Here is a 12,166-nt window from a genome sequence, read left to right as displayed (position 1 = left end):
CGGTGGTTCCGAGTCGCGCTCAACGCGCCTTCCGGGCCCGGTCCTTGATCGCAGTGATCACCTCGGTCTTGGCGTCGGCATAGGCGTTCATGTCCGACCACTCCTGCGTCACCAACGACCGCTTGGTCTGCTCATAGAGGTCGCGATCCCCGGCGTCCTGGCGCAGGTGGTTGCGCAGCAACAGATAGTCGTCGGCTTCAGGTGCGCCACTGGTGAGGATGTGGACGTGTACGTCGCGCTCGGGTGTGCGCACCATCCGGTGTCCGGGCTCGCGCACCCGCAGTTCATAGCCTGCGCCCAGGAGTGGGTCGAGGTAGTCCTCCTCGGCGGTGATGTCGTCGACGCAGATGAGGATGTCAATGATCGGCTTGGCGGCCAGACCCGGCACGGAGGTGGACCCGATGTGCTCGACCTGCCTGGCCGTGGCGTCGAGAGCGGCGCGGATGCGCCTCTCGTGGGTGCGGAACTGGCCGGGCCAGGTCGGGTCCGGATCGACGATCACCAGCGCACGCTTCTCGATCCCGCCCACGATCTCGACGTCAGTGACATCGGGTCGGCGCGGTGCGGTGTCGTCGGCGAATCGCTGCATGTGCTCGATCTTGCCACCCATGCGATTGCTGGAAATCGTCGGACACGGAACCCTTTCCGACCTACGTTGGGCTCACCTTGGATAAAGGAGCGAGCATGAACCGGAGTGGCGCACGCGCACTGATGGCCATCACCGTGGTGGTCTCGCTCTTCGCACTCCTGATCGGTCTGTGGGCTTTCGACCACATCCCGACGCTGGTCCTGGTCCCCTATGGACTCTTCAGCCTCGTCGCCTTCGCGATGTATGGCCTCGACAAGGCCGCCTCGAGACAACGCGCGCAGCGCATCTCCGAGAACGCCCTGCACCTTGTCGGCCTGATCGGTGGCTGGCCCGGCGCCCTGGTCGCACGACACCTGTTCCGGCACAAGACCAGGAAGCAGCCGTTCCGCCAGGTCTTCTGGGTCACCGTCGTCGCCAACTGTGCGGCGCTCACCTGGCTGGTGTACGCCGCTCCGTTCGGGCAGCGCTGACCCGTCGTTCCCGATCAAACCTGCCCTTGAGACGCAGCGGCCTCACCTTTGCACCGACTCCAGGCGTTCGCGCAGGCGCTCCACCTTCTGCTCATCCCAGCCGGCCGGAGCCAGGATCGCGTGCCAGGCGGTCAGCGGCATTGTGCCGTAGAGGTGGCCCTGCCCTTCGTCGAAGTCGTTGCTCACCGCCATGTCGACGGCCAGCTGGAGGAACGTGGTGAGCGGCGTCCAGCGCATGTCGGGGTTGACCTCGGCGTCGAGTGGTTCCTCCAGCCAGTCCGGCCGGGAGTAGGCGGTGTCCCAGTCCCACCACACGACTCCGTCGTCGGCCTGTTGCAGGAACACCGAGTGGGGCCGACTGTCCGCCTCCACCCGGTCGAAGTCACTGGTGCGGTTGACGAAGAGGAAGTCCTCCCCGTCACCGACCACTGGTCGCACCTGCGTCGACCCGGAACGTCTGATGCGCTCGGCCTCTCGACGCAGGTGCATGCTTGCGGGTGGCCCGACCCAGAGCGCCCCAGCCGTACGCCGGGCGCTGTCGGCCAACGAGTCAAACGCCCGTGCACCACCGAAGGATCCGAGGCTCTCCCCCGCGACGTACAGGTGAGGCGGGTCATCCAGCTCCGCCAGTCGCTTCTCGACCTCGGCGACCAGTCTCGTTCCGGTGTCACCCGCCGCGTCCAGCTCGGCCATGAACGCCAACGGGCTGGGCAGGTGGGAATATTGCACGGCCACGGTGGCGATGTTGCCGTTGTGGAGATATTCCATCGGCTGCACGATCTGCTCGTTGATCCAGCCGGTCCCGGTGGGGATCACCACCAGCAATGCAGCCCGCTCAAAGGCGCCGAAGGTCTCCAGCTCCTGGATGGCCAGCTCCACGCGCTCAGCGATGCTCGAAGCCTCGGCACGACCCACGAAGACCCGCACCGGCTCGACCACGTCCCCCGCGGTGAAGTCGGTCAGCTCCTCCGTGCCGGGTCCTCGGGTGAGGAAGCGGCGTCCTTCGCGGCCGGTCGACGCCCAGTCCAGCGACGATCGCGGACCACCGGAACGAAACATCGACTCCGGCTGCTCGGGCGCACCGTCAAGGTCCCTGTCGCCGGCGGCGAAGGTGGCGTTGAAACCGTCCAGGGTGCGCTGGAGAACCACGTTGTTCAGCGCGGCCAGCAGTGCCCACGTGAGAAGCACCAGGGCCAGTCCCCCGGCAATCCACCTGGGCAACAGCCAGTTGCCGACACCAGTGAGACGCGACCACAGGAACCGAAGCAGTGCACCCACCGCGAACATGACTGCGGCGCCGAGCAGTGCGACGGCGGCCGTGCCGACATACAGGAACCAGAACGAGCTGGCCTCATGGCCGAGGCGCTGCCAGGTCCACTCGTGCTCGGGCGCCGCTTTCACCACCGACCAGACGACGATCAGCATCGCCACCACCCCGGCCCCCAGACGCCAGGCGGCCGGCTGCCCCGGTGGCCGGACCTGTGCCCACCTCGTCTTGGCGAGGACCCAGCGAAACATCCGGGCCAGGCCCGTGCCCAGCCAATAGCCGACGGCAGTGCTCACCCCGGTGAGGACGCCTTGGAAGAGCCAGGACCTCAACAACAGGGACGGTGCCAGCGACTGACTGAAGAACCATGCAGCCACCAGCACGCCGACGATGTCCGGTCGCGCCAGTCCCGCTCGGCTCCACCTGCGCAGTGCGCTGGGCGACATGCCCGGCGGGGACTCTTCCCGCGCCGGGATGCGGCCCGTGTCGGGTCCAGGTGTGTTGGATGAGGTCACAGCGGCTCGATTCCCTCGCCCCGTGTGCGAGTCGAGCTCCCAACCGACTGCGCGAATTCAACCTACTCCCAGCTCGCCGCTCTGGGGAGAGGTGACCTTCGCGGCCCGACGGCCGAATTCACCTCGCCTAAGGACGACGAAGCGCGTCGTGGACGCCGTGCATGGCGACGACCCCTGGGAAGAACGCCTTGGGCACCTTGCACACGACCGTGTAGACGGTGTCGCACACGTTGGCGACCGGGGTGAGAGCCACCTGAGCCACCAGCTGGTAGGCATCCATCGTGCTCAGGTCCAGCAGGTCTTCGAGCCAGCGCACCATCTGGGTGTGGGCAATGCGGAAGGCGTCCTCCAGCGGCTTGGCCGAGCCGGTCGTCATCCAGTGGTCGTCAGTCTCGATCCGCGGCCAAGGTGTCACCACACCCGACACGACATCCACGCGCAGCGTCGTGTCCATGGCGCATTCAACCGCCACACCGCACGATTCGCCCTCGCCCTGCCGGGCATGTCCGTCGCCGAAACTCAGCAGCGCACCCTCGACATTCACACCGAGATAGCACGTGGCTCCGGCACGCATCTCCGGGGTGTCCATGTTGCCGCCCCAACTGCCCGGTGTCAGCGAGGAACGCACTTCACCCAGGGGTGGGGCAACCCCGACGGTGCCGTGCATCGGATCCAGCGGCAGCGGAACCGTGAGCCCGCTGTCAAGCGCCCTGAAGTGCACTTGCCCCTCCGCGGAGTCGAGGTCATAGATCCAGGTGCGCTCAGGCAGTGCCTCGTGCAGCAGGGCGGTGTCACGGCTCGCGGTGAGCGCTCCGAAGAACGGCACCGTGGAGCTGACACCCCAGTCATGGCGCGGTTCAATACTGGCGAAGTGAACCGCAAGGGTGTCCCCCGGCCGAGCGCCCTCGACATAGAAGGGCCCCGTCTGCGGGTTCAGATAACGCGGGTCACACACGACCGAGGGGAGGTCCTCTGCCCGCCGCACCAGACCAGCGAAGCAGTCCAACGTCGACGTACGGAGATCGGTGCCTCGCAGCAGTGTGGCAACCGGCTCCACACCGCCGAACGTGTAGACCAACGAGGAGGCCCGAGCCTCCTCGTCGATCTCGTGCAGCATCAACGGACGCAGCATCGTCAGTCGCGTTCCTGGGTGTCCTCGAGCACGACCCGGCCGATGATTTCGTAGCGCTCCGGGGAGAACCTCTTCGCATAGAGCGCGAACAACAGACCACTCAGTCCGACTGCGGCCACGACCCATGGAGAGGACTTGAACACGATGTCGCTGGCCGCCGCACCCGCCGCGAAGCTGGCGTTCTCGATCAGCAGCCAGATCACGTAGAGCATGCCGACCCCACCGATCAGGGGAGCCAGGAACGTGCGGAACCAGTGCGCCGTCTCCTGATGCTTCTTGTGCACGTGGAAGTAGGCGATGCAAGCGAAGGCTGCCAACGCCTGCACGATCATGATCGCGGTCGTGCCCATGATCGCCATCAGTGCATAGAGCTGGCCGTAGGGGTCACGGTCGGTGAAGAAGAACCAGAACACGATCAGGGTGGCGATGGCGGTCTGCACGAAGCCAGCGATGTACGGCGACCCGTGCTTCTCATGCGAGGCACCCAAGGTTCGACCGAAACCGGGGATGAGGTCCTCGCGCCCGATCGCGTAGATGTAGCGAGAAGCGCAGTTGTGGAAGGCCATACCGCAGGCGTAGGAGCCGGTCATCAACAAGAACTCGAACAGGATGACCGACCAGTGACCGAGGTGCTCCTCAACAGGACCGAAGAAGATCTGGCCCGCGGTGCCACCGTCCTGAGCCAGGGCCACGGCTTGGCTGGGCCCCGTGCCGACGATTGCCGACCACGAGACCAAGACATAGAACAGGCCGATGCAGACCACTGAGAGCATCGTGGCGCGAGGAATGATCTTCTTCGGCTCGCGCGACTCTTCGCCATACATCGCTGTCGACTCGAACCCGACCCACGACCAGAAGGCGAAGAACAGACCGATGCCCGCGCTGCCGGCGACCGCCAGGGTGGCCCCGGCGTTGGACGGGTCGGTCACGGTCTCGTCAAGGTTCTGGAAGGCGTTCAGAGGGTTCAGTGAACCCAGGGACCAACCCTCGGGTCCACCACCGGTGAAGAGGATCGACCCGGTCATGAGGGCGAGCATGAGGATCTCGGTGATCAGGAAGATCCCGAGGATCTTCGCGGTGATGTTGATGTCGAAGTAGGTCAGCAACGCGTTGACACCGAGCATGAGGACGGCGAACCAGATCCAGTTGACGTCGGGTCCCAGGTGCGCGGAGACGAACGTGCTTGCGAAGAACGCGAAGATGCCGACCAAGGCGGCCTCGAAGACGACGTACGCCAAGGTGGTCAGCGCCCCTGCGGCCATACCCACCACACGCCCGAGCCCGTGGGAGATGTAGCCGTAGAACGCACCGGTAGAGGTGATGTGCTTGGCCATCGCGGAATAGCCCAGCGCGAAGAGGCTCAGCACAATGGTCGCCACCAGGTAGCCCGCGGGCGCGTTGGCTCCGTTTCCGGAGCCGATTGCGATCGGCACGTTGCCGACCATGGCCGTGATGGGGGCGGCGGTGGCAACCGCCATGAACATGACGCCCCACAGCCCGACCGCGTTGGGCTTGAGGCGTTGGACTCGCGGTTTCCCGCGCTCAGTGGCGGGCTTGGTGACTCTTTCGTCAGCTGACATTTGGATTCTCTCCAGTGCTCGGGGTGCACTCCGTGAGGTGCCGATCGAATGTGGCGTGGACCACACCATGCGCCGTGATCTTGGCAGCCCACCTGAACCAAATCAAGACTTTGGTTCACCTTTCTTTTTTGGTTCGTGAACCATTGACTCTTTCGGTTGAACCAATAATGATGTGGGTCAGCAGCACCCGAGCTCGACCGCCGGCCGAGCCTCCACCACCAGGGAATGGGCGATGCACGACTACGACCTCTTCAGCTTCGACTCGAAGGCAGAGATGCTCGAGAAGTCGAAAGAGTTCTGGAATCCGGACAAGACACAGTTCTGGTCCGACAGCGGCGTCGACCTGGTCATCGACCGGCGCGAGGGCTACTTCCTCTGGGACATGAACGGTCGCCGCCTCATCGACGTGCACCTCAACGGCGGCACTTACAACCTCGGCCACCGCAACCCAGAGGTGGTCGGCGCAGTCAAGAGCGCGATGGACCGCTTCGACATGGGCAACCACCACTTCCCCTCCCTGGGGCGCACCGCGCTGGCCGAGGCCCTGCTCGCCAGCGCCCCCGCGACGCTGACCAAGGTGGCCTTTGCCTCAGGAGGTGGCGAGGCGATCGACATCGCACTCAAGAGCGCTCGCCATGCCACCCAGAAGCGCAAGATCGTCTCGATCGTGAAGGCCTACCACGGTCACACCGGCCTGGCGGTCGCCACCGGTGACGATCGGTTCTCCAAGATGTTCCTCTCCGATCAGCCCGACGATTTCCCGCAGGTGCCGTTCAACGACATCGCCGCGATGGAGCAGGCCCTCAAGGGACGCGACGTCGCCGCGGTGATCATGGAGACCATCCCCGCGACGTACGGATTCCCCCTCCCGGAACCGGGCTACCTCGAGCAGGTCAAGGCGCTCACCCAGAAGTACGGCGCCCTCTACATCGCCGACGAGGTCCAAACCGGACTCATGCGCACCGGCGAGCTCTGGGCGATCACCAAGCATGGCATCGAGCCGGACATCATGGTCACCGGGAAGGGCCTGTCCGGAGGCATCTACCCGATCGCCGCCGCACTCCTCAGCGAGAAGGCCGGTGCCTGGCTTCGTCAGGACGGCTTCGCCCACATGTCCACCTTTGGCGGGGCCGAGATCGGTTGCGTGGCCGCTCTGAAGACACTCGAGATCACTCAACGCCCCGAAGTGCGCTCCATGGTCCACTACATCAGCGACGTGATCAGTCAGGGACTGCGATCGGTGCAAGCCGACAACCCCGACTGGTTCACCGGCGTCCGCCAGAACGGCGTGGTCCTCGGTCTCGAGTTCGCCCATCCTGAGGGCGCCAAATATGTCATGCGTGAGCTCTACCAACTCGGCGTGTGGGCAATCTTCTCGACACTCGACCCGAGGGTTCTGCAGTACAAGCCGGGCATCCTCATGACCCCGGCGCTCACCGAAGAACTGCTCGACCGGACCGCACTCGCCATTGGTCGCGCCGCCGGGAAAGCCGCAGCCACCGGACGGAGGGCCAGCTGATGACCGAAGCACGGCAACAGACCGCAATCGCGGCCGCAGGCCACATGCTCGAGAGAGCTGGATGGGCCGCGCGCTCCTATGGCGCCTACTCGGCCGCCGACGTGGACCGCATCGTCCGAGCCGTTGCCGACGTCGCCCAGGCCAACGCGGAGAAGTACGCCGAGTGGGCCGTGCGCGAGACCACCTTCGGTGTCGTCGAGCACAAGGTGATCAAGAACGTCGCCTGCTCCCGCGGAATCCTCGAGACCTACGCCGGTCACGACTTCGTCACCCCGCGCATCAACGCCGAGGACAAGATCGTCGAGGTCCCTCGCCCTGCCGGCGTGATCCTTGCGATCACCCCGTCGACCAACCCGGTCGCCTCCGTGTTCTTCAAGGTGCTGCTTGCTCTGATGACCCGTAACGCCGTGGTCATCAGTCCACATCCGATGGCCAAGGAATGCTGCACCGACGCTGCCGAGCTGCTCGCCCGCGCGGCGGTCGAAGCCGGCGCCCCGGACGGCATTGTGCAGTGCGTCGCCGAGCCGACGATTCCGCTCGTCGAAGCCCTGATGGGTGATGAGCGCACCAACGTCATCCTGGCCACCGGCGGGACGGGTGTGGTGCGTTCGGCGTACAGCTCAGGTAACCCGGCGATCGGTGTCGGCCCCGGCAACGTGCCCGTGCTCGTGGATGCCACTGCAGACCTGCGACTGGCCGCAAAGCGCCTCGTCGACAGCAAGGCCTTCGACAACTCAGTGCTGTGCACCAACGAGTCAGTGCTCATTGTCGAGGACTCCATTGCCGACAAGTTCACTCGCGAGCTGGAACGCGTCGGCGCCTTCATCCTCGACGAGGACGCAGCTGAACTGTTGCGCACCTATATGTTCCCCTACGGCAAGCTCAACGTCGACGTCGTCGGCAAGGACGCCTCCTGGATCGCCCAGCAGGCCGGGTTCCGGGTCGGACCGAAGACGCAGGTGCTGATCGCGCCCTTCGCCGAGGCCGTGCCCGAAGAACCGTTCACCCACGAGAAGCTTTCCCCCGTGCTCGGAATGATCCGCGTGCCCAGCGTCGCCACCGGCATCGCCACCGCGCGGGCCGTCGTACGCATCGCCGGCGCCGGGCACAGCGCCGCCATCCACTCGACCAACTCCGAAACCGTGATGCAGTACGCCGCGGAGGTGCCAGTGCTACGCGTGGCCGTGAACGTCGGCAACAGCACCGGCAGCTCAGGGCTGGGCACCAACCTGGCCCCCACCATGACGATCGGCACCGGATTCGTGGGACGCAGTTCCCTCGGCGAGAACCTGCAGCCCAAGCACCTCGTGAACTGGGCGCGCATCGCCTACAACAACGACCCCGCCGAGGTGATGCCCGACTTCACTGGCGTCTCTCCCTGGGTCGACCACAGCGGGCCCGTGCCCAGCTATCCGCACGCCTCCAACGACTCGGTGCGTACGTCGATCCGTGGCAACACACCGTCCGCAAGCGTCGATGCCTTGGCCACCCGCGTGGCCAACCAACTGGGCCCTCGCGCCGGCACTTCGAGCGCTCCCGGCCGCTCCGGGAACGACGACACCTTCCGTGAAGAGATCCGCCGCCTCGTGGTGGAAGAGCTCTCCCAACTGATCAAGGGCTGACCCATGGCTGAACTGCGTTCCTTCATCTTCATCGACCGGCTGCAGCCGCAGACGATGTGCTATCTGGGCACCTGGATCAAGGGCTCCCTCCCCCGGGCACACATGGCCGCCCAGATCATCGAGGTCGCGCCCGGACTCGACATCGAGCCGATCACCGACGTCGCCCTCAAGCACGCCGACGTCGCTGCCGGCGTGCTCGTTGTCGAGCGTCAGTTCGGCTACCTCGAATTCCACGGCGAGACCGGCTCCGTCCAGGCCGCCGCCGACGGAGTCCTCGATGCGCTGGGAGCCAGTCCGAGTGACGCGGTGCGCCCGACGATCTTGGCCAGCAAGATCATCTCCAGCATCGACCAGCAGCACGCCTTCCTGATCAACCGCAACAAGATCGGGTCGATGGTCCTGCCCGGCGAATCCCTCTATGTGCTGGAGGTCCAGCCGGCGTCGTACGCGATCGTGGCCACCAACGAGGCCGAGAAGGCCGCCGACATCAAGGTCGTCGACTATCGCATGATCGGCGCCACCGGCCGGGTCTACCTCGCCGGCAAGGAGGCCGACGTTCGGCAGGCGGCCGAGGCAGCCGAGGAAGCGCTGCGGAGCCTGACGTGACCTCATCAGGCCCGGACCTGCGCGACCTGGTCGCGAGCGTGGTCAAGGAGATGGTCGGTGACCTGGTCAAGGACGCCGTCCGCGACCAGATGCGCCCGGGCGCGCCTGCTGCGCCTCCAACTCCGACCGCGCCCTCGAACATCGGCGGCGAGTCCGTGACTGTGCGTGAGCACCGTGTGCGCACGGAGGCAGTGCGGATCACCAACGACGCCGAGCTCGACCAGTTCGCCCGGCAGTTGCTGGCCCTCTTCGAGAACCCCAAGAACCGCCAGGACCTGCGGGCCGGACGCCTGACGTTCCGACTGGCCAAGGCTTCATCGTCGGCAACGCCGACCGGACCGGCCACACGCATCGAGCGCGGCGCGGTCACCGAACGGCAGGTCAAGACCGCTGCCGAGTGCGGGCACCGCATCATTCTCGGACGACGTGCCGTCCTGACCCCACTGGGACGCGAGAAGGCCCGCGCCCTGAACGTCCACATCGAGAAGGAGCGCTGATGCTGAGAGCAGTCGTGACCGGCAACGTCTGGTCCACCAAACGGATCGAGGGCCTCCCCAACGGCGCCTTCCTGGAGCTCGTCACCGAGAACGGCGGCGCCCACCTGGTCGCCTTCGACGTCCTCGGCACGGGCATCGGCGAGCACGTTCTCGTCGCCCAAGGGTCCGTGGCCGCCGCCTGGTTCCCCGGAACACCGCCACCCGTCGATGCCCTGGTCATCGGATCGATCGACCAGCCGCCGGCCGCCAAGCCGACCCGTGCGGCAAAGTCGGTCGCTCCCTCCACGGCGAAGGCCAAGACCAACCCCGAGTAGTCCCACCCAGTCGTCTCACACAAGAGGTGTGAGCGGAGCACAACCAAGGAGCAGAAATGTCCAACGCGATCGGCATGATCGAGACGAAGGGCTTCGTCGCAGCACTCGCCGCGGCCGACGCCATGGTCAAGGCCGCCAACGTCACCATCACCGACCGACAGGAAGTCGGCGACGGCCTCGTGGCCGTGATCATCAGTGGTGAAGTGGGCGCCGTCAAGGCCGCCACCGAAGCCGGAGCAGAGACTGCGTCCCTGGTCGGCGAACTCGTCAGCGTGCACGTCATCCCGCGCCCGCACAACGAGCTCGGCAAGCACTTCGACCTCGCCGCCAAGTAGCCCATCAAGCTGTCCGCCTGAGCAACACTGACATCGAGGAGGCCTCATGGCCGACGACACCATGTCGCGCACCGAGCTCCGGGTCTACCTGATGGTGGAGGACCTGCAGCAACAGTTCGCGGCCTATCTGGGCACGCCCACCCGCGCCCGCGGCTATCCGCCGTTCGTGGGTGACCACGCCCTGATCATCGAGGTGGCCCCGGCCCTGGCGATCGAGCGGGTGATCGACCTCGCCCTGCGCGAGGTTCCCTCGGTGGAGCCGGGCATCCTGTTCGTCGAACGACAGTTCGGCGTTCTCGAGCTGCACGGGCGTTCCCTCGACGACGTGGTCGCCGCCGGCGAGGCAGTGCTCGCCGGCACCGGCAGTTCGGCCAGTGATCAACTGCGGCCCCGGGTCCTTTACCACGACATCATTGAGGACATCACCGACCAGCACGCGGTGATCATCAACCGGAACAGGCAGGGATCGATGGTGATGCCTGGTGAGTCGCTTCTCGTCTATGAGATGACGCCGGCCCTGTTCGCGGCTGTCGCCGCCAACGAGGCGGAGCGCGCAGCACCCGGCATCACTGTGGTCGACGTACAGATGATCGGTGCTGCCGGCCGGATCTATCTCAGCGGCGCGCTCGATGATGTGCGCACCGCGCGAGACCGGATCACTGTCGTGCTTCAGGCGATCGAGGGCCGGGATCACTGATGAGCGAGTCACTCTTCAGCCCCGTCGACGACGACGTCGCCCGGCTGGCCCTGGACCGCTACGGCCTGTCCGAACAGCGCACGCTGCGGATGATCAACCTGTCAGAGAACGCGACCTACCTGATGGCCGATCCGGGCACCGGCCGTGAGGGCATCCTGCGGGTGCACCGGGTGGACTACCACGATCGTGCGTCCATCGAGAGCGAGCTCGACTGGTTGACCGCCCTTGGCAAGGAGGCGGGGGTGTCCACCCCACGGGTCATCCACACCACGGACGGCGACCGTGTCGTCAGCCTCGAGGTGGAGGGCCACGACCGGCACGCTGTGCTCTTCGAGGTGGTGCCCGGAATCGAACCCGACGAAGTCGCCCTCGACACGGCCAGCTTCGAGACACTCGGTGCGATCACTGCCCGCATGCACCGACATGCCCGCACGTGGAAGAGGCCGCCGGGCTTCGCGCGCTTCAGCTGGGACTGGGAGCACTCGCTGGGTGAGCAGCCTCGTTGGGGACGCTGGCACGACGGCATCGGCGTGGGGCCCGGGGAGTCGGCCGTGCTCGGTGCCGCGGCCTCGCTCGTGCAGCAACGCCTTGCGGAGTATGGCCAGGGAGGCGACCGTTTCGGGTTGGTGCACGCAGACCTTCGGCTGGCCAACCTGCTCGTGGACGACGACCAGGTCAATGTCATCGACTTCGACGACTGCGGGTTCTCGTGGTTCATGTATGACTTCGGAACTGCGGTCTCGTTCATCGAGCACGACCCGCGACTGCCCGAGTGGCAAGAAGCGTGGCTGCGTGGCTATCGATCCGTCGAAGAACTCAGCGCCGAACACGAGGAGATGCTGGCAACCTTCGTGATGTTGCGGCGACTCCTGCTGGTCGCATGGATGGGCTCCCACTCGCACTCACGCGAATGCCAGGACGTCGGACCCGGCTACACGGCCTCCTCACTCGACCTCGCCCGACGCTACGTCGCCTCCGGCGGCTCCTCAATCGTCTGAACCCTCACTAGTGGAATGAGATGCA

The 12,166-nt window shown here is 65.9% G+C and carries 13 protein-coding genes; 9 read left to right on the top strand and 4 right to left on the bottom strand.

Annotated features, from left to right (window positions below; genetic code table 11):
* Positions 1-19: 19 nt before the first annotated feature.
* Positions 20-589 (bottom strand): GrpB family protein, encoded by a 570-nt coding sequence (locus BJ980_RS00290; RefSeq protein WP_179500451.1) that lies wholly within the window; start codon positions 587-589, stop codon positions 20-22.
* A gap of 95 nt (positions 590-684) precedes the next feature.
* Between BJ980_RS00290 and BJ980_RS00285 the strand changes: the two genes are divergently transcribed.
* Positions 685-1,059, top strand: coding sequence for a DUF1294 domain-containing protein (locus BJ980_RS00285; protein ID WP_179500450.1), 375 nt, complete (start codon positions 685-687; stop codon positions 1,057-1,059).
* A gap of 42 nt (positions 1,060-1,101) precedes the next feature.
* Here BJ980_RS00285 and BJ980_RS00280 read toward each other — a convergent pair whose 3' ends face one another.
* From BJ980_RS00280 to BJ980_RS00270, 3 genes are all read right to left on the bottom strand, one after another.
* On the bottom strand, positions 1,102-2,772 hold the full coding sequence (locus BJ980_RS00280; RefSeq protein WP_179500449.1) for an alpha/beta-hydrolase family protein: 1,671 nt from the start codon (positions 2,770-2,772) through the stop codon (positions 1,102-1,104).
* A 196-nt stretch (positions 2,773-2,968) separates the two neighbouring features.
* Entirely contained in the window at positions 2,969-3,973 is a 1,005-nt protein-coding gene (locus tag BJ980_RS00275; protein WP_246279894.1) for an acetamidase/formamidase family protein, read from the bottom strand.
* 2 nt (positions 3,974-3,975) lie between these two features.
* A complete protein-coding gene (locus tag BJ980_RS00270; RefSeq protein ID WP_179500448.1) occupies positions 3,976-5,553 on the bottom strand; it encodes an APC family permease in 1,578 nt (525 codons plus the stop codon).
* 232 nt (positions 5,554-5,785) lie between these two features.
* Between BJ980_RS00270 and BJ980_RS00265 the strand changes: the two genes are divergently transcribed.
* Genes BJ980_RS00265 through BJ980_RS00230 form a run of 8 tightly spaced genes read left to right on the top strand, consistent with a single transcriptional unit; the run spans position 5,786 to position 12,141 of the window.
* A complete protein-coding gene (locus tag BJ980_RS00265; RefSeq protein WP_179500447.1) occupies positions 5,786-7,072 on the top strand; it encodes a class-III pyridoxal-phosphate-dependent aminotransferase in 1,287 nt (428 codons plus the stop codon).
* Positions 7,072-8,694 carry an aldehyde dehydrogenase family protein gene (locus BJ980_RS00260; protein WP_179500446.1) on the top strand — a complete coding sequence of 541 codons (1,623 nt, stop codon included), beginning with the start codon at positions 7,072-7,074 and terminating at the stop codon, positions 8,692-8,694. The genes BJ980_RS00265 and BJ980_RS00260 overlap by 1 nt, the downstream gene beginning before the upstream one ends.
* 3 nt (positions 8,695-8,697) lie before the next feature.
* Positions 8,698-9,300 carry a BMC domain-containing protein gene (locus BJ980_RS00255; RefSeq protein WP_179500445.1) on the top strand — a complete coding sequence of 201 codons (603 nt, stop codon included), beginning with the start codon at positions 8,698-8,700 and terminating at the stop codon, positions 9,298-9,300.
* Complete coding sequence (locus BJ980_RS00250) at positions 9,297-9,797, top strand: hypothetical protein (RefSeq protein WP_218855361.1); 501 nt, start codon at positions 9,297-9,299, stop codon at positions 9,795-9,797. Before BJ980_RS00255 ends, BJ980_RS00250 begins: the two co-directional genes overlap by 4 nt.
* Entirely contained in the window at positions 9,797-10,111 is a 315-nt protein-coding gene (locus BJ980_RS00245) for a EutN/CcmL family microcompartment protein (RefSeq protein ID WP_179500444.1), read from the top strand. Before BJ980_RS00250 ends, BJ980_RS00245 begins: the two co-directional genes overlap by 1 nt.
* Positions 10,112-10,167: 56 nt before the next feature.
* Positions 10,168-10,446: a BMC domain-containing protein gene (locus BJ980_RS00240; RefSeq protein WP_179500443.1), complete on the top strand. Its 279-nt coding sequence runs from the start codon at positions 10,168-10,170 to the stop codon at positions 10,444-10,446.
* A 46-nt stretch (positions 10,447-10,492) separates the two neighbouring features.
* The gene (locus BJ980_RS00235) at positions 10,493-11,143 is read left to right on the top strand and encodes a microcompartment protein (protein WP_179500442.1); all 651 of its coding nucleotides are present in this window, start codon (positions 10,493-10,495) and stop codon (positions 11,141-11,143) included.
* Positions 11,143-12,141, top strand: a complete 999-nt coding sequence (locus tag BJ980_RS00230) for a phosphotransferase enzyme family protein (protein WP_179500441.1) — start codon at positions 11,143-11,145, stop codon at positions 12,139-12,141. Before BJ980_RS00235 ends, BJ980_RS00230 begins: the two co-directional genes overlap by 1 nt.
* Positions 12,142-12,166 lie beyond the last annotated feature (25 nt).

Origin of the sequence: Nocardioides daedukensis, from assembly GCF_013408415.1 — a bacterium.
GTDB lineage: Bacteria > Actinomycetota > Actinomycetes > Propionibacteriales > Nocardioidaceae > Nocardioides > Nocardioides daedukensis.
The sequence above is the reverse complement of the archived record's forward strand: the minus strand, read 5'-3'. Positions and strand labels throughout refer to the sequence as shown.